This window comes from Microvirga vignae (assembly GCF_001017175.1).
Lineage (GTDB): Bacteria > Pseudomonadota > Alphaproteobacteria > Rhizobiales > Beijerinckiaceae > Microvirga > Microvirga vignae.
This window is the reverse complement of the sequence record NZ_LCYG01000060.1, coordinates 107,649-124,628: the sequence shown is the minus strand read 5'-3', so window position 1 is coordinate 124,628 and position 16,980 is coordinate 107,649. Positions and strand designations below refer to the sequence as shown.

At 60.5% G+C, this 16,980-nt stretch carries 14 protein-coding genes; 6 read left to right on the top strand and 8 right to left on the bottom strand.

Translation table 11 applies throughout. From position 1 onward, the window contains the following. Nucleotides 1-125: 125 nt before the first annotated feature. Together AA309_RS32375 and AA309_RS22180 are read right to left on the bottom strand one after the other, a co-directional pair. Nucleotides 126-953, bottom strand: coding sequence for a hypothetical protein (locus AA309_RS32375; RefSeq protein ID WP_150117683.1), 828 nt, complete (start codon nt 951-953; stop codon nt 126-128). A gap of 240 nt (nt 954-1,193) precedes the next feature. Further along, nucleotides 1,194-1,610 (bottom strand): hypothetical protein, encoded by a 417-nt coding sequence (locus tag AA309_RS22180; RefSeq protein ID WP_047191194.1) that lies wholly within the window; start codon nt 1,608-1,610, stop codon nt 1,194-1,196. A gap of 352 nt (nt 1,611-1,962) precedes the next feature. Between AA309_RS22180 and AA309_RS22175 the strand changes: the two genes are divergently transcribed. After that, nucleotides 1,963-2,895 carry a ribokinase gene (locus tag AA309_RS22175; RefSeq protein WP_047191214.1) on the top strand — a complete coding sequence of 311 codons (933 nt, stop codon included), beginning with the start codon at nt 1,963-1,965 and terminating at the stop codon, nt 2,893-2,895. Here AA309_RS22175 and AA309_RS22170 read toward each other — a convergent pair. The 6 genes from AA309_RS22170 to xylB form a co-directional block, all read right to left on the bottom strand. Further along, nucleotides 2,892-4,142, bottom strand: coding sequence for an AGE family epimerase/isomerase (locus tag AA309_RS22170; RefSeq protein WP_084731506.1), 1,251 nt, complete (start codon nt 4,140-4,142; stop codon nt 2,892-2,894). The genes AA309_RS22175 and AA309_RS22170 overlap by 4 nt on opposite strands. Nucleotides 4,143-4,161: 19 nt before the next feature. After that, nucleotides 4,162-5,112, bottom strand: coding sequence for a carbohydrate kinase family protein (locus AA309_RS22165; protein WP_047191193.1), 951 nt, complete (start codon nt 5,110-5,112; stop codon nt 4,162-4,164). 64 nt (nt 5,113-5,176) lie between these two features. After that, the gene (locus tag AA309_RS22160; RefSeq protein WP_047191192.1) at nt 5,177-6,115 is read right to left on the bottom strand and encodes an ABC transporter substrate-binding protein; all 939 of its coding nucleotides are present in this window, start codon (nt 6,113-6,115) and stop codon (nt 5,177-5,179) included. A gap of 84 nt (nt 6,116-6,199) precedes the next feature. Next, nucleotides 6,200-7,231: an ABC transporter permease subunit gene (locus AA309_RS22155; RefSeq protein WP_084731504.1), complete on the bottom strand. Its 1,032-nt coding sequence runs from the start codon at nt 7,229-7,231 to the stop codon at nt 6,200-6,202. Next, nucleotides 7,228-8,757, bottom strand: coding sequence for a sugar ABC transporter ATP-binding protein (locus tag AA309_RS22150; protein WP_047191191.1), 1,530 nt, complete (start codon nt 8,755-8,757; stop codon nt 7,228-7,230). Before AA309_RS22150 ends, AA309_RS22155 begins: the two co-directional genes overlap by 4 nt. A 256-nt stretch (nt 8,758-9,013) precedes the next feature. Next, entirely contained in the window at nt 9,014-10,498 is a 1,485-nt protein-coding gene (gene xylB / locus AA309_RS22145) for a xylulokinase (protein ID WP_047191190.1), read from the bottom strand. 192 nt (nt 10,499-10,690) lie between these two features. Here xylB and AA309_RS22140 point away from each other — a divergent pair, with 192 nt between their 5' ends. From AA309_RS22140 to AA309_RS22120, 5 genes are all read left to right on the top strand, one after another. Then, the gene (locus AA309_RS22140; RefSeq protein ID WP_047191189.1) at nt 10,691-12,364 is read left to right on the top strand and encodes a GMC family oxidoreductase; all 1,674 of its coding nucleotides are present in this window, start codon (nt 10,691-10,693) and stop codon (nt 12,362-12,364) included. A 151-nt stretch (nt 12,365-12,515) separates the two neighbouring features. Beyond that, a complete protein-coding gene (locus AA309_RS22135; protein WP_084731502.1) occupies nt 12,516-13,514 on the top strand; it encodes an AraC family transcriptional regulator in 999 nt (332 codons plus the stop codon). A gap of 193 nt (nt 13,515-13,707) precedes the next feature. Then, nucleotides 13,708-15,138, top strand: coding sequence for an ABC transporter substrate-binding protein (locus tag AA309_RS22130; RefSeq protein WP_047191188.1), 1,431 nt, complete (start codon nt 13,708-13,710; stop codon nt 15,136-15,138). A gap of 108 nt (nt 15,139-15,246) precedes the next feature. Then, on the top strand, nt 15,247-16,128 hold the full coding sequence (locus AA309_RS22125; protein ID WP_047191187.1) for a carbohydrate ABC transporter permease: 882 nt from the start codon (nt 15,247-15,249) through the stop codon (nt 16,126-16,128). Then, nucleotides 16,128-16,979, top strand: coding sequence for a carbohydrate ABC transporter permease (locus AA309_RS22120; protein WP_047191210.1), 852 nt, complete (start codon nt 16,128-16,130; stop codon nt 16,977-16,979). Before AA309_RS22125 ends, AA309_RS22120 begins: the two co-directional genes overlap by 1 nt. Nucleotide 16,980 lies beyond the last annotated feature (1 nt).

Below are 16,980 nucleotides of genomic sequence, written 5' to 3'. Positions count from 1 at the left end.
ACCAGAACAGCTCGATGATCCTGCGCCTCTTCCAGTAAGAGCCACAATACTTGAGCAGACCGGAGCCCCGCCTTGTACAAGGCGGGGCTCTTCTTATGGGAAAAACCCCGGTTCCAGCGGCCGGTTCACGACCGGAACATGCCCTTGATCGCGCGGGCCACACCGACCAGACCGATCTTCGACATCCAGATCTCGAACGTGCTCGGATCGCCAGAGTTAGTGGCCTGACCGCGACTTTTCAGCCAAGTGCGTCTGCTCGTCGGGATCTGCGCCATGTCGACATCTTTATAGCCGTGCGGCGGCGCGTACGGCGCAGCATGTCCCGGATGACTGACATACTGGGCCTCGCCCGGATCCATCACGAACCCCGGATCGCGCTTGCTCGAGGCTGGTGACGTCCTCCAATAGATGCGGTTTCCATAGAACACGGTGCCCAGATATTGACCGTCGATGCGGACAATGTCGTTGTCGTTCCAAGGGAACCAGCCGATCCAGTTTCCCTTTTTGTCGAACAGGTAGCGATCGGTCTCCGAAAGGCGGAAGGCGATCCATTCACCCGTCGACGAGAAATAGTACTTCACTTTCGCGGTGGCTTCCTCGCTCTTCGGGCGGCGCGCGGGTTTGACGCGCGGGGCTTCAGGGGCAGGAGCCTCCAGCTGAGCATCCTTACCCTCGGCCGATCCAGTGGGAATGGACGAAAGCGGCGCCCGTTTTCCATCGTCCCGATTGGGATTGAGCGGCAGGAGTGAGTGGGTCGATACCCAACCGATCTCTCGATGCTCCGGGACGACATAGGCCCGACCGCCTTCGAGTTTTTCGATACGACAGGCAAACGTTCTTTTGTCGCCTGGCGGGCGATACAGAGCGGTCGCTCCGACATGCAATTCGTCGTCTTCTGTACCGTTTGACGATGGAGCTTCGAGGGAGCGTTCAGATGCCGAGCCGACGTCCATGGCGCTCCGATTGACTGCTTTCGAGCGTTCAACGGCGGCAACGATAAGCCGGGCTACTTCGCGGTGGCGGTTCGTGACTGGCTTTGGCTCCGATCGCGCCCGCTCCGGATACCAATTGCCGCCGATATTGGCGAGCACCTCTGCCACGAGTTTGATTTCGTCTTCGGTCAATTCGCATTCCCCCACAGCGAATCAAGTCTATTGCGTCTTTTCCGGAGCGCGGCAGGCTTGTTGTTTGATCTATTGTCCAGAGGCTTCAGGTTTTGGCAGTGAGAGCGTTTGAGTGGACACCCAGCCTATCTCCCGATGCGCCGGGACGAGATAGGCGCGACCGTGTTCCATTCTGTCGATCAAGCAGGTGATCGCTCTCTTCTCACCCGGCGGGCGGTACACGACGGCCGCACCGACGTAAAGCTGGTCGTCTCCCGCAAAGTTGAAGGCATTGACGTCATCGAGATTTTCAGAAGGCGAGCCGTCCACCGACTCGGAATCCTGCTCTGCGTCACTGAGCTTATCGAGTTCGGCCAGGATGAGCTGGGCCACGACCCGGTGGCGCTTGCTGATCGTTCGAAGTGCGGGACGCGTGCGCTCCGGATACCAGTTGCTGCCCACCTTGGCGAGCAACTCGGCGACGGCTTCTACTTTGTCTTGGTTCATTCCGGTGAGGGCCTTGATGCTGGTGGAAACATCACACGAATTGGAAATCCAAATTTATAAGCTCAAGCTGTGTCGAGGCTGACTTCCGGAATTGAGACTTTCAGGCAACGTGGACAAAGGTCAAACAACACTTTGAACATTGTTGCCTATCCCTTTTGGCAGGCCACCAGCAGAATGCAGAAAGTTTCTTCAGCTGAAGAAGCCTTCTGGACTCACAGATGCTTGCGAAGTCACACGGCTACCGGTCGCCTGTTCCGATCAATCTTCTAGATAGTTTGGTAGGCCGAACGTGAGAGGGCTGGGAGAGCCGAGGATTCTCATGCAGAACCGCAACAGGACGGGGCAGAGCTCCATGATTACCATCTTCGGATCGATCAACATGGATCTGGTCGCACGCGTGCGGAGCATCGCCCGGCCGGGCGAAACCGTCCTGTCGCGCAGAGCCGACAGCTTCTTCGGCGGCAAGGGGGCCAATCAGGCGGTTGCCGCAGCCAGAATAAGCGGGAAGGGCGCGACCAGGGTCGCCATGGCCGGGGCTGTCGGGCGTGATCCTTTCGGCAAAGCGTGCCTTGACAATCTGACGCAGAACGGCGTCGACGTGGAGGCGATCAAAGTCGTTGATGAGCCGACTGGCTGCGCCTTCATCACTGTCGATGAACACGGAGAGAACGCCATTACGGTGGCCAGCGGCGCGAACATGGCCGTTCGTGCGGTAGATGTTCCAAGGAGCTTTTTGTCCGATGCTTCCGTGCTCGTTCTCCAGATGGAGGTGCCTCTTGCCGAAAATCTCGAAATAGCCCTGCGAGCAAGGAGGGCCGGTGCAACCATCCTCTGGAACTTCGCGCCCGTTCCTGCGGAGACCGAGCGCGCTGCCATGGCTGACATGCTCGCTGCGATCGATGTGCTCGTCGTGAACGAGCACGAGGCGGTGTCTGTTGCCGCCATGATGGGCAAGGAGGTCGAAGGCGATTATCTGAAAGCGGCTTCTCTCCTGGCACACACTTACGGTCTCGTCTGCATCGTCACCGCCGGTGCAAAAGGCGCTGTTGCCGTCAGTCCCGATGGCTCGCAGAGGCATGTCGCCGCTCGGCTGGTGGTGCCGGTCGACACTACCGGAGCCGGCGATACATTCGTCGGCGTTCTCGCTTATGGCCTCGCGGAAGGGCGAGAGGTGAGCGAGGCCATGCAACGGGCCTGCGTTGCTGCGTCATTGTCGTGCCTGACGGCAGGAGCCCAGGCCGGAATGCCCTCGCGAGAGATGCTGGAAGAAGCCTTGTCTGCTTAACCGTTCGCCTGCGGGATCACCCGCGTCAGGCTTCCCGTTGCGGGAAAGAGGGGAATGAGGCAGGCCTGCAGGGCATGATAGAGATCCGGCTTTCCCGTGAACAAAGTGCTCGCCTGCTGCAGGTCTTCGGAGAGCTCTGGATGCCAGCCGCCTCGTTCATGATCGATCAGGTGACGATCCGCAAAACCCCACAGATGCCGATACCACGCTTCGTGGAATTCGCTGGGACTATGCTCGATGAGAAAGGCCGCAGCGCCGATAGCTTCGGCGCAAGGCCACCAGAGTTTCTGCGGCAGGCGCGGCTTGTCGTCCCAATCAAGGGCGTAGAAGAAGCCGCCCTTGTCGCGATCCCAGCCGAGCTCGATGGACTGCCGGAACAATTCGCGGGCTGCTTCAGGCATCCAGTCATGACGCTTGCCGCCGAGCACCCAGAGCTGAAGCAGAAGCCGTGCCCATTCGAGCCAATGGCCAGGCGTCGTGCCATAGGGACGAAACACATCGTAGCCGCGGTAATTGCGGTCCAGGGTCCAATCCGCATTGAAGTGCTCAGCCACCCGGTAACCGAGCGATACGGCATGACGCCCGATGATAAGGCTTGCGATGCGCTCGGCCTTGTCGAGATAAGATTTCTCGCCCGTCGCCTCGAACGCCGCCATCAACGCTTCCGTCAGGTGCATGTTGGAGTTCTGGCCGCGATAGGAGCTGATCGGCGACCAGTTCCGTGCGAATTCCTCGGCGACTGCACCATGCTGCTCTTCCCAGAAGCGTTCTTCGAGAACCTGCGAGATGTCTGAGAGAATCTGATCGGCGAGCGGATGCCCGACAACCTTCGCACTGGAGGCTGCAAGCAGCACGAAGGCATGTCCGTAGGCCTGCTTCGTATCGTCCTTGGGCCCATCGTTGGCCAGCGACCAGACATATCCCCCATGCTCGGGATCCCGGTGGTGGTTCCAGAGATAGGTCATGCCATGATCGACGATCGTCTCGCATCCGGGGCGGCCGAGCAGGACGCCAATGGAGAAGCAATGCACCATGCGGGTGGTGTTGTGGATCTGGCGAACCGGATTGCTGCTAGCGATGGCGTGCCCCGAGCTGTCGAGCTCGAAGAAACCACCCGCCGGATCGATACTGCGATGCTGGAAGAAATCGAACAGGTTGTTGGCCTGGTCAGCAAGCCATTGACGGTGGAACGGATGCGTGCGCCAGCTCGAGCCGGTTGCGGGAAGAGTAGGGGAGGGCATCTGCATGGTAGTCTCCGATCTCTGTTTAAGCGCGCTCTGCCATGAAGCGGGTCACTTCTTCCCATGTCGGCGGATTGGCGCCCCGCCGTGTGCAGACGATCGCCGCCGCCGCTGCCGCGAAATCGAGAGCTGCCGTGACTTGCGCCTCGCTTAACTCGGCAATGCCCTGCGATGTCAGCAAGCCATTCGCATCGAGCCAGGAGAGCAGACCGGCATGGAAGGTATCTCCTGCGCCGACGGTGTCGACCACATCCACGCGAGGCGCAGCACGCTCGATGATGGATCCGCCGAAAATCGCCAGCGGCCCCTCCGCTCCACGCGTTACGATCACGAGCTTCGGACCACGCTGAAGCCAGGCCCGTGCAGCCGCGACGAGAGTCTGACCCGGATAGAGCAGTTCGATATCCTCATCGCTGGCCTTGACGATGTTGCCATAGGCAAGAAGCCGTTCGAAGCGCTCCCGATAAATTTGCAAGTCGCCGACGACGCGAGGGCGAACATTGGGATCGAGCGAGATCACGCGCGATCCGGCTTCACGGCGCAGCAGGGTTTCAATGGCGCTGGCGATGGGCTCGACGCCAAGCGCATAGGATGCAGCGGCAATGGCATTGATGTCGGAAGGCAGTTGCGAAGGCAGGGCCTCCGGTCTGAGAGCGCGGTCCGCACTGTCCGGGGCATAAAAGGAATATTGCGGCTGTCCTGATGCACTGGTTGCGACGACGCTGAGCGTTGTGGGGTTCGGGCAGCGCTGCAGATAGGATGCGCTCACGCCCGCCTCCGTGAGCCTGCCCGCCAGGAAAACGCCGAATGCATCTTCCGACAGGGTGGACAGGAAAGCGGCGGGGCGGCCCAAGCGGCCGATGCCGATCGCAACGTTGAAGGGAGATCCGCCCGCCACGGCCTCCGCCGAGAGCCCGGTCTGAGAGGGCCCTCCGATAAACAGGTCGATCAGGGCTTCGCCACAGACCAGGATCATTCTCGGTTCCCCATATGAAAGCGGCGCCGGAACCTCCGACGCCGCACGATCAGGCACGCAAAGCTCAGGAGCGGGGTGCGGACCAGCCCTGATACTGATTGACGTTGTCGCGCGTAATCAGTTTCGAGGGCATTAACGTCACCGCGTTCTCGGGCTTCTTGCCGTTCATGGCATCGTTGCCCAGTTTGACGGCCAACTGCGCCATGGCATAGGGATCCTGGCTCGATGAGGCCTGGATCATGGGGCTGCCGGCATCCTTCAGAGCGGCCTCGATATCCGGCGCGCCATCAACCGAGGTGATGATGATGTTGCTGCGGTTGAGCTGTTTCGCGGCCAGATTCGTGCCAATGGCCTGAGGATCGTTGATCGCGAAAACCGCATTGATGTCCGGGAAGCGGGTGAGGTGGCTCTGCATCACCTGAAGACCGCCTTCACGGGAGCCCTTGGCATCCTGATCATCCGAGAGAACCTTGAGGCCGCTGTTCTTCGCGAACACTTCCTTGCAGCCCTTCACTCGGTCGATGACCGCCGAGACCTGTGGGCCGTTCTGGATGATAACGTTGCCTTTGCCCTGAAGCTTGTCGACGATGTACTGGCAGGCGATCTGTCCGGCCTGGACGTTGTCGGTGGTCACCGTCAGGTCAGCGCCTTTCGCCGCCGTGTCCACAGCGACGACCATGATACCGGCGGCCTGCGCTTTCTTGATCGCAGGCTCCAGCGCATTCGGATCGCCCGGATTGAGGAGGATCATATCAACGCCGGCGGCGATAAAATTGTCGATCTGGGTGAATTGCTTGTTGAGGTCGTAATCGTAGCCGACCGCCGTCACTTTGACGTTCGGGTTGATCTTCTTCGCCTCGGCTTCCGCACCACGGGCGAGTGCCACGAAGAACGGGTTGCCCATGGAGCCGAGCGAAATGCCGATGGATTTCAGCTCCTTGGCTTCGGCAGAGCCGGCACTAAGGGCCGCGGCGGCAACGGCCGCGAGAAGAATGCGCTTCATGTGTGTTCCTCCACGTCGTTTCGGTCTTTGTTGCGCCACGTCGGTCCGACCACTTCCGAACGCGGTAATCCTGCGACACATGGTTCAAGTGCGCGCGGAGCCTTTCAGGCGATAACGGTCGAGAGCCACCGCACCGATGATGACGAGGCCCTTGATGATGAACTGCCAGATGTCGGAGACGCCGACGAGAATGAGGCCGTTCGACAAGACGGCGATGATGAGCGCGCCGATGAGCGTGCCCCAGATTGAGCCGATGCCACCAACGAAGCTCGTGCCGCCGAGGATGACGGCGGCGATGGCGTCGAGTTCGTAGGACTGCCCGAGCTGCAGGCCGTTGGCTGCGTAAAGGCGTGCTGCCGACATCACGCCGCCCAAGCCGCTGGTGAGGCCGGAGGCGCAATAGACGAAGAGAAGCACGGCCCAGACCTTGATGCCGGTCAGACGCGCCGCGTCCGGATTGCCGCCCACGGCGTAGATATGAACGCCGAGCACCGTCCGGCGTAAGATGAACCAGGACACCAGCACGACCACCATGGCGATCACCACCAGCCAGGGAATGCCGAAGAGATAGCCGTTGCCAATGAAGGCGAAGGGAAGTTCAGGGTTGAACTGCGTGGTATCGTTGCCAAGCAGGCGCGCGAAGCCGCGCACGGCCGTCAATGAGCCGAGCGTCACGATGAAGGGCGGGAGCCGTCCAAAGGCGATGAGGGCCCCGTTGATGAATCCCAGGGCAAGACCCATCAGCAGAGCGGCCGGGATGCCCAGCATGCCCCAGTCGGGAATCTTCGATCCCAAGACTGCAACCATCGCGGCTGCGGCAAGGATCGAGCCGACCGACAGATCGATGCCGCCGGTGAGAATGACGAAGGTCATGCCCGCCGCAAGCACGGTATTGATCGAGGCCTGCTGCGCCACGATGGAGAGATTCTGGAAGCTCAGGAAACGACCCGACATGAGCTCGAAGACAATGCCGAGAATGATGAGCACCGGCAGCATGCCGATGGCCTGCAGGGTGGATCGCCATGCAAGGCGTCGCTGCAGGCTCTGCGTGCCTGAATCGACGGCAGCCGCTCCTGAAGTCTGGAGAGATGCGCTGGTCTCGTTGGGAGCTGTCATGCGGCGGCTTCCTTTACCCCCGTCGCGATGGCGACGATGTTTTCCTGCGTGATCGGCGGATGGCCCGCTCCACCGACCTCACCGGCGATCCTTCCTTCGCGCATCACCAATACGCGGTCGCAGATGCCCACGATTTCCGGAAGTTCGCTCGATATGACGATGACGCCGACGCCACGACGCACCAGCTTGTCGATCAGCCGGTAGATCTCGGATTTCGCGCCGATATCGACCCCGCGCGTCGGCTCGTCGAGAATGAGCACCCGGGGCTTGGTTTCGAGCAGGCGCGAGAGCAGAACCTTCTGCTGATTGCCGCCTGAGAGGCTGCCGACGGGAACGATATCTCCGGCAACGCGGATCCCGAGCGCTTTGATGGCAGCAGCTGCCCGCGCCCTGGCCGTTTTGAGGTTCAGCACCTTTCCGACACGTGAATCCCGCCCCAGCACGTTCAGATTGACGTTCTCGCGCACGGTCATGTCGAGGAAGAGACCAAGGTGCTTCCTGTCCTCGGTCAGATAGACGATGCCGGCTTCGATCGCATCCTCGGGGCGGCGGATCGCGAGAGGCTTTCCCTGAAGCGAGATCTCGCCGCTGATCCGGCGGTCGGCTCCATAAATGAGGCGGGCAAGCTCGGTGCGCCCGGCTCCGACAAGCCCTGCAATCCCGAGTGTCTCTCCCAGGTGAAGATCGAGGGAGCACTCGTGCACGCGCTGCCCGTCCCCGACATTGCGGACGGAGAAGATCACCGGGCCACGGCTGCCTTTCGCGTCATGGTCCTTCTTGTAGAAGGACGACAGATCACGGCCCACCATCATGCGGACCAAACGCTCAGCCGAGATCTCATCGCGTTCGAGCGTGCCGACATAGGTTCCATCCCGCAGCACCGAGACGCGGTCGGCGAGTTCGTAGACCTCTGCCATGCGGTGGCTGATATAGATGATGGCCATGCCGTCCGCCCGAAGCTGCCGCACGAGCGCGAACAGGGCTTCCGTTTCTCGGGACGAGAGGGACGTGGTCGGCTCGTCCATGATCAGGATGCGGGCATTGGCGATGAGCGCGCGGGCGATTTCCACCAGCTGCCGCTCTGCCATCGACAATTCACTGACCTTCGTCGAGGGGCCGAATGTAACCCCCAGCTTGGCGAGCACGGTGCGGCAGGCATTCTCCATCGAGCCGCGGTCGATCATGGGGCCGCTGCGATGCTCGCGACCCAGCAGCATGTTCTCGGCGACGGACAGGTTCGGCGCGAGGGAGAGTTCCTGATAGATGGTCGAGATGCCGTGATGGAGTGCGGCGAGGGGAGAGTTGATGATCACCGGCTTGCCGTCGATACGGATCTCTCCGCCGCTATCGGCATGATAGGCCCCTGAGAGAATCTTCATCAGGGTCGATTTGCCGGCCCCGTTCTCGCCCATGAGGGCATGGATCTCACCTGGGTAGATCGTGAGCGACACATCGGAGAGAGCTCGCACGCCGGGGAAGGTTTTCGAGATTCCGGACATTTCGAGGATCGGAGATGGTCCTGTCATGGATCCTCCCTGGGCGGCATCCCGCCAGTGCGGGCGATGGGAGATTTAGCGGGAAGGAGAGGATCGCCGGAAGGCCGCTCACAGACAGCAAGAAGCATACCGTTCCCGGCTACCCCAGGAGCGGCGGCGGTGGAATGTGGGGGTGTGACGACAGAGCCCCGGTCCACGGTTCTTTCCTCCCTGACGTCCTCGGATTGACGATGAGGCGGTTTGTTCGTTCAGGATGAGAGAAGACTAGGGCCGCTCAAATCAACTTTCAATCGCCACCTGTCAGGGCGTGTCTGAACTCCGGCCTGAGAGCACGATAGAGGCGGCGGAAGCTCTCGATTTGTGGGCTATAGAGTTCCGCAAGGTGAGATTCCGGTTCGATCGTCTCAAGTACTGCAGGGGCTGAGCAGACAGCTTCCGGAGCCTCCCCGGTCGCTGCCAGTCGCGCCAGCCGCGCGGCGCCGAAGGCGGGCCCTTTGTCGCTGCCTTCATAGCGGACAAGGGGGATGTTCAGGACATTGGCGAGAATGCGTGCCCAGAAGACACTGCGGGATCCGCCGCCGATCAGGCCTGCGTAAGAGAGTTGCGTGCCTGCGTGCTCGAGGCATGTCTTGGCATCGGCGAAACTGAAAGCGACACCTTCCAGAACGGCCTGCACCAGATCCGTCCGTTGCGTCTCGGGGGAAAGTCCGAAGAAGACGCCGCGCGCATAAGCGTCGTTGTGGGGCGTGCGCTCTCCTGCGAGATAGGGCAGGAAGAGCAGGGAGGATGGCTTGCGGTAGACGTCTTCGGTCCGCCGCAGAAGGTCAGCGATATCCGCCTTGAGCAGCCCCGCCGCCCAGGCGAGGCAGCTCGCTCCATTGAGCATCGCCGCCATCTGGAACCAGCGATCAGGAAGTGCATGGCAGAAGGAATGCACCAGGGCCTCTGGCGCGGGGCTGAACGCCCTCGTCGTGACGAAGAGTTGCCCGGATGTCCCAAGGGAGATGAAGGCCGCTCCGTCCTCAATCGCTCCCAGCCCGACTGCGCCCGCTGCCACATCGCCCGCGCCACCTGCAACGACGATCTCGCCCCTCAAGCCCCATTCCTTCGCCAGTTCCGGGCGCAAGCTGCCGGAAGGGTTCGATCCCTCGAGCAATGCGGGCATGTGGGAGCGATCCAGTCCTGTCGCCGCGAGTGCCTCGTCAGACCATGATCGCGCGGCCTCGTCCAGCCACCAGGTGCCCGCTGCATCCGACATGTCGGTTGCGAGGCGGCCCGTCAGTTTCAGCCGGATGTAGTCCTTCGGCAGAAGAACCTTTCGGGCTGCCCGAAAGGTCTCCGGCTCATGCCGCTGGAGCCAGAGGAGCTTCGGAGCCGTGAGGCCGGGCATCGGGAGCACACCCAGTGCTCGCGAAAGGTCCGGGTACTTCCTTTCAAGCTCCTCCGCCTCCCGGAACGAGCGGCCGTCGTTCCAGAGGATGGCCGGGCGCAGGGGGCGATCATTTTCACCGAGCAGTACGGCGCCGTGCATCTGTCCTGAAAGTCCGACCCCCTTGATGTCCGCGAAGGCTCCTGGAGCCCGGCTGCGCAGGTGCGAGATGGCGGCTTGAACCGCTTGCCACCATCCTTCAGGGTCCTGCTCGGACCAGAAATCGCTCAGGCGGGAGATCGCAAGAGGGATTTCCGTTTCGGCTATGGCGAGCTGACGCTCATCGACGACGATTGCCTTGACCGCCGAAGTGCCGATATCGATGCCGAGGTAGTGGGACACGCCTGCACTCCATGAGGGGCCCGTCAATGATGCTGAGATGCTGACCCAGCTTGCCTTTGACCCATACTTTAATTTCGCATTGCGATCAAAAAAGTACAGGTCGGGTGCAGTTATGGCTGTAGTCGGCAATAGATCGGCATCGTAGGCTTCTGATCACATCCTTCGTTGACGAAGAAGGCGGGTCGGCACCTCATGGCGGCTTCAGGTCCAACACCGGGCTACGATTTCATCATCGCGGGCGGAGGCTCCTCCGGATGCGTGGCGGCCACGCGGCTCGTTCGCGACTTCGGCTGTCGCGTGCTTCTGATCGAGCGAGGACCGGCAAGGGCGGCCTCCATCATGCGCATGCCGGCGGGTTACATGAAATATCTCGCCCGGGACGACTTCCTCGAGATGCATCAGACCCTGCCCCAGAACCGGCTCGGTGGACGGGCGCCCATCGTGCCTCAGGCCAAGGTTCTCGGCGGTGGCAGCGCCGTGAACGCGATGGTCTACATGCGCGGTCAGCGGGAGGACTACGACGGGTGGGAAGCCTATCTCGGAGAGGGTTCCGGCTGGTCATACGCCGATGTGCTGCCTCACTTCAAAGCGCTGGAGCGGAATTCCAAATTCAACAATGCCTATCATGGCATAGACGGAGACCTGCTGGTCTCCGATCCAGGCAGCCTGTGCGACATGACCGAGGATTACATCCTTGCGGCACAGGGGCTGGGCCATCCCTATAACCCGGACTTCAACGGCGAACGCCAGGCCGGCGTCGGCGTGATGCAGCATACGATGGGTCGTGGGGCCAACGGGAAGATGGTGCGCTGCGATGCCGTGTCGGCGTTCCTGTCTCAGGTCATGGCCGATCCGCGCCTGACCATTGTGACCGATGCTCTCGTGATGACAATCCTGATCGAGGCAGGTCGCGCCGTCGGCGTGGAATACAGCCTCAACGGCAATATGGTGCGCGCCTATGCTGAGCGCGAAGTGCTGGTTGCGGCCGGAACGTACAACACCGCGAAGCTGCTCATGTTGTCGGGCCTCGGTCCGGCCGACCATCTCAGAGAGCATGGTGTTCGAGTGGTTGTCGACCTGCCCGGAGTAGGGGCCAATCTGCAGGATCATCATGAGGTGCCGCTAATCGCGTCCACCACGCGGCCGAGCGGATATTTCGGTCAGGACAAAGGCTGGCGCATGGTGCGCAACGGCCTTCAGTATATTCTGTTCGGCACCGGGCCGGTCACGACGACCGGGATCGAATCCTGCCTGTTCTACGATCCGGATGGCGGCGAGCGTCCGACCATTCAACTGTATTGCGCCCCCATCGTTTATCTCGACCGCGATATATCGAGCGCCAAGCCGACCTATGGCGTGACGCTGACCTCGTGCCTGTTGCGACCTAAAGCGCGAGGAAGCGTCCGGCTACGCTCTTCAAATCCCGCGGATAAGCCCGTCGTCGATGCTAATTTCTTCGGCCATCCTGACGATCTGCGCCTGACGCTGGCCTCACTCCGACATGCGCGGAAACTGCTGGCGACAAAACCGATCGGCCCGAAGATTGCGCAGGAGCTGCTGCCGGGAGCCGACGTCGAAAGCGATGAGGCTCTCATTCAGTATTGCGGGAAGACCGTCAAAACCAATTACCACCCTTCTGGTACTGCCCGAATGGGTCCCGATGACGACCCGATGGCCGTGCTCGACAACCGAATGCGCCTTCGCGGTGTCGATGCCCTGCGCGTGATCGACTGCTCCGCTATACCGTTCATCCCGTCCGCGAACACCAATGCGGCAGCATTGATGCTTGGGCATCGTGCGGCTGAGTTCGTCGCAAACCCCAGTCGTCAGCCTGCCGAGGATCGACACTACGAAACCTTATCCTAGAACTAACACTAGATTCGAAAGCCTGTACCCAGCCTGCGTATTCGGCTCAAGCTGACAACCGTGGATCCGTCAAAGGAGACGCGGAACGATAACCGCCAACGAGCGGATTTTAAGAGGAAACGACCTGCTGTACCTATGGAGGGCGGCGAGAATGGAACGCAAATCAGTCCCCGTGTATGAGGTTATTGTCTTTCCGCCATCCGCATCGTTCCGATGGAACGTTCACGACTATCCTCACCACTTGGCGAAGTGGCATTACCACGTGGAGTATGAGCTCCACCTGATCCAGAATTCCTCGGGCACGATGATGATCGGCGATTATGTCGGTCCCTTCGAGCCCGACTGTCTTGTCCTGACAGGCCCGAATCTGCCCCACAACTGGTTGAGCGACACTGGCAACCTGATCATTCCCGATCGGGACATGCTGATTCAGTTCAGCCCCGAATGTGCCGACCGCATCTGCACGAACTTTCCCGAGTTCGAGGAGGTGCAGCGATTTCTGTCGGAGGCCGCATTCGGCCTGTTGTTTTCGGGGGATACGGCACGAAAGGGGGCTTCTCTGCTCCGGCAGATCGGCCGCGCTCAAGGCGCCCAGCGCATGATTCTGTTCCTGGAGCTCCTGGCGACACTGGCCAGGATCCCTTCCGAGCGGAAAACGCTCTCTCACCGCGCCCCCGCCGCAACCATACCGTCGCGCCCGTCAGAGAAGGCGGAGCGCGCAATCAACTACATCCACAATAACTATTTCTCCGATATCCACCTGACGACCATTGCTCAGCTCTGCGGCATGGAGTCGAGCGCCTTCTCCCGCTTCTTCAAAAAACAGACGGGCCATACCTTTGCGAAATACGTCAACCAGACGCGCATCTATTCGGCCTGCACGCTGCTCGCCCACACGGATCGATCCGTGACCGAGATCTGCTTCGATGTCGGCTTCAACAATATCGCGAACTTCAACCGTCAGTTCGTGAAGTTCTGCGATCAAACTCCATCCGCGTACCGGCGAACGGCGCGTCGATGCACAACGCCTGCTCCGGCCTCGATCCAGGAAAGCATTTTTATGCCCGCCAGATACGGATCGAACGCCTCTCCGGACAAAAAAGTACAGATCCCGATGAGCAGAGGCGTGGAAGCATTCACTGGCGCTTAATAGATTTTCACCAGAGGCCGCGCGGGATATGCGTGCGACTTCCGGGAGGTAAAGTCAGAAGAACATGTTCTGATTTGCTCGCCTTGCCTGACAAAACAATACGGCTCGCCCCCAAGCAGGGGCGTCGCATCTTTGATCTCGAGGGCAACGACCGCTGGTCTTCCTTGAGAAGGAGTTCGGGAGGGAAAACGCGATGTACCACTTCAAAAGCCTGATAGCCTCGACACTCACGGCAGCTTTGCTCTCAAGCACGACGCCGGCATTCGCCGATTTCTGGTCGGATGCGGCGAAGGGATTGGAGGGCACGACCATTCGAGGCATCTCCGAGAGTACGCCGCCGTCCAACTATGCCAAGGATGTGCTGGGTCCTGCCTTCACGAAGGCAACCGGCATCAAGGTCGAGTTCGAGGCGACGTCCTGGGATCAGATGTATGACAAGGCGATCAAGGACATGGAGGCCAATACCGGCATCTATGACTTCGTCTATATCGAGCAGGACATCATCTACAGCTATCTCGCCCGCAACTTCCTGGTCGATGTCACGCAAGCGCTGAACGAGAATCCCAACCTCAAGTCGCCGACCTTCGACCCGACGAAGTTCACGAGCTTCATCGACAACTTCAAGAACGACAAGGGCGACCTGTTCGGTGTCCCGATGGAGGCCTTCATCAAGGTCTATCTATACCGCAAAGACCTGTTCGACGACCCCAAGATCAAGGAAGCCTACAAAGCCAAGTACGGCGCGGATCTCGCGCCGGCCAAGGATCACAAAGAGTATCGTCAGATCGCCCAATTCTTCACCGAATGGGGCAAGGCGAACGGCCAGGAGATCTTTGGAACCACCGTTCAGGCCGCCTCCGGCCATCCCGCAGCCGTCTATGAGGTGGTCGAAAGCATCTTCCCCACCTATGGCGTCTATAACTGGGGTATCGACACCAAGGCCTATGGCGCTTCGGTTGCGAATGGCGGGCGCATGAACAGCCCTGAGGCCAAGGCCGCTCTGACCTGGTGGATCGGGAATCTTGCTTACGCGCCGCCGGAATCGACATCCAGCACGTGGGACGAGGTTGCTGCAACCTTCGCAGCAGGCCGAGCAGCACAAGGGCTGGTTTATGGCGAGAATGCAGCCTGGATTGCGACCGACGACAAGAAGTCGAACGTGGTCGGCAAGGTCGGCGTTGCGCTCCCGCCTGTGGAGCCTGGCATCATTGAGCAGGCCACCTCTGGTGCAGGATATATCGGCTACTATGACGGTGGCGCCTTCGGCATCCCGCATTCGTCGAAGAACAAGAAAGCCGCTCTTCTCTGGCTGCAATACATCGGCCAAGACTCCGTCCAGACGGATTGGGCGCTTGCCGGATCGCGCATCACGCACAAGGCGACCTACGAGGATCCGAAGGTGCAGGCGCAGGACAAGAAGGTCGACGGCTACTACACCTTGATGCGCGAGAAGGGGCCGCTCTTCCGGGGCGCGCCTCCTTTCCCGTTCCACAACCAGGTCCGCGAGGCGATCGCTCCCTTCATCTACCAGGCGATCACAGGAGAGCTGAAGCCTGACGAGGCGCTCGACAAGGCCGCCGCGGCAGCCGACGCCGAATTGAAGAACCTCGGCTACCGCAAGTAATGCGCCCTCCCTTTTGGGCTATCAAGGCCACCGTGCTTTTTGTGCGGTGGCCGTCAAATCCCAAATTCTCCGGTCGAGTTTGCACGACCGGAAGGCAGGAGCATCAGGATGCGTGCGAATTCGGTGGGATGGCTGTTGCTCACGCCGACCCTCCCCATTTTGTTCGTCTTCGGGGTCATTCCGTTCCTCTATGTTCTCGTCATCGGGTTCATGAACTGGAACAGCTTTGCAGCCAACCCCGATATGCAATTTGCCTGGGCCGAGAACTTCAGGCGCCTCGTTTTTGACGATCAGTTTCTGTACTCGCTCTGGCTGACGCTCAAGTTTGCCTTCTTCGCGGTCCTCAGCGAGATCGTGCTCGGCTATTTCCTCGCTCAACTCTTCATGAAGGACTTCCCGGGCAAAGGTTTCTTTCGCACCATCCATACGCTGCCGCTCGTGATCGCCCCGATTGCCGTCGGTGCCACATGGCGCCTTCTGACGGTGCCCGGCCTCGGACCGTTGCCCTATTACCTGAACCGGTGGCTCGGGTATGAGTTCAACATCAGCCGGTATATCGATCAGGCCTTCTTCACGACGGTCGTCATGGATGTGTGGCACTGGACGCCGCTCGTCACGCTGACGCTGCTTGCCGCACTGTCGTCCCTGCCGAAGGAGCCTTTCGAGCAGGCCCAGATCGACGGCGCGAACCGCTTCCAGATCTTCTGGCATATCACCCTGCCGCTGCTGAAGCCGGCCATTCTCGCCACCGTGTTCATTCGCATGATGGATGCGCTGCGCACCGTGGATGAGGTCTGGATGCTGACCGGCGGCGGCCCGGGCGCGGCCACGCGTTACATCGGTCTTCACATCTGGCGTGTCGTCTTTCCGAAGACCGACTACGGCTACGGGTCGGCGATGTCGCTGATTACACTCTATCTCACGATCGTCATGTGCTGGATGCTCTATGCAGGTCTGGTGGCACGGCGCGATTTGAAGAGGGCGGAATGATGCGCCGGTTTCGCAAGAGAGCTTCTGCATCGCTCGGGTCCATTCTGTTCTGGACGCTGTCGAGCCTTATCACGCTGCTCCCGATCTACTGGATGTTCGCAGTCTCCGCGAAGAGCCGCGTTCAGCTGTTCGGAAGCCCGAGCTTCGTCATTTCGAGCTTCTTCACGGAGAACTACACGAGCACGCTGGCCGATTCGGCCTTCCAGCGGTATATGTTCAATTCCGTCGTGGTCGCCACGGCGAACGCTTTGCTCGTTACCACCCTGGCGCTGCTCGCGACCTATGCTCTGTCCCGATACAAGTTGCCGGGAAAGGAGAATCTCTTTTTCTGGACCATCACGAACCGCATGGCGCCTCCGGCGGTGTTCCTTCTTCCGCTGTTTCTTCTCTACACGCAGGTCTTCGTCGTGGCCGACGTGAAGCTGTTCGACACGAAGATCGGCCTGATCCTTCTGTACTGCGTCTTCAATCTCCCCTTCGCGATCTGGACCCTGAGAGGGGTGATCGACGGAATTCCGAAAGAGCTCGACGAGGCCGCCTTCGTGGACGGAGCCAATACGTGGCAGGTCTTGACAAAGGTCATTCTGCCTCTGGCGAAACCTGGTCTGGCAGTGACCGGAATTCTCACCTGGGTTTTCGCATGGAACGAGTACCTGTTCGCGGCAACGCTGACCAGCGTGCATGCGCGCACCATCACGACGGGCCTTGCCGAGTTCGTGACCGTCACCGGCACGAACTGGGGAAGAATGGCTGCGACTGCGATGTTGACCCTCGTGCCGGCTCTTCTCGTGCTTGGTCTCGCGCAGCGTCACATCGTGGCCGGCCTTACCTTCGGCGCTGTCAAGGAGTGAT

What these genes read in the sequence shown, in the direction of transcription:
- AA309_RS32375 (WP_150117683.1), bottom strand. Translation starts at nt 953, where the DNA reads ATGGACGTCGGCTCGGCATCTGAACGCTCCCTCGAAGCTCCATCGTCA.
- AA309_RS22170 (WP_084731506.1), bottom strand. Translation starts at nt 4,142, where the DNA reads ATGCAGATGCCCTCCCCTACTCTTCCCGCAACCGGCTCGAGCTGGCGC.
- AA309_RS22175 (WP_047191214.1), top strand. Translation starts at nt 1,963, where the DNA reads ATGATTACCATCTTCGGATCGATCAACATGGATCTGGTCGCACGCGTG.
- AA309_RS22155 (WP_084731504.1), bottom strand. Translation starts at nt 7,231, where the DNA reads ATGACAGCTCCCAACGAGACCAGCGCATCTCTCCAGACTTCAGGAGCG.
- AA309_RS22130 (WP_047191188.1), top strand. Translation starts at nt 13,708, where the DNA reads ATGTACCACTTCAAAAGCCTGATAGCCTCGACACTCACGGCAGCTTTG.
- AA309_RS22180 (WP_047191194.1), bottom strand. Translation starts at nt 1,610, where the DNA reads ATGAACCAAGACAAAGTAGAAGCCGTCGCCGAGTTGCTCGCCAAGGTG.
- AA309_RS22150 (WP_047191191.1), bottom strand. Translation starts at nt 8,757, where the DNA reads ATGACAGGACCATCTCCGATCCTCGAAATGTCCGGAATCTCGAAAACC.
- AA309_RS22165 (WP_047191193.1), bottom strand. Translation starts at nt 5,112, where the DNA reads ATGATCCTGGTCTGTGGCGAAGCCCTGATCGACCTGTTTATCGGAGGG.
- AA309_RS22140 (WP_047191189.1), top strand. Translation starts at nt 10,691, where the DNA reads ATGGCGGCTTCAGGTCCAACACCGGGCTACGATTTCATCATCGCGGGC.
- AA309_RS22120 (WP_047191210.1), top strand. Translation starts at nt 16,128, where the DNA reads ATGCGCCGGTTTCGCAAGAGAGCTTCTGCATCGCTCGGGTCCATTCTG.
- AA309_RS22125 (WP_047191187.1), top strand. Translation starts at nt 15,247, where the DNA reads ATGCGTGCGAATTCGGTGGGATGGCTGTTGCTCACGCCGACCCTCCCC.
- AA309_RS22135 (WP_084731502.1), top strand. Translation starts at nt 12,516, where the DNA reads ATGGAACGCAAATCAGTCCCCGTGTATGAGGTTATTGTCTTTCCGCCA.
- AA309_RS22160 (WP_047191192.1), bottom strand. Translation starts at nt 6,115, where the DNA reads ATGAAGCGCATTCTTCTCGCGGCCGTTGCCGCCGCGGCCCTTAGTGCC.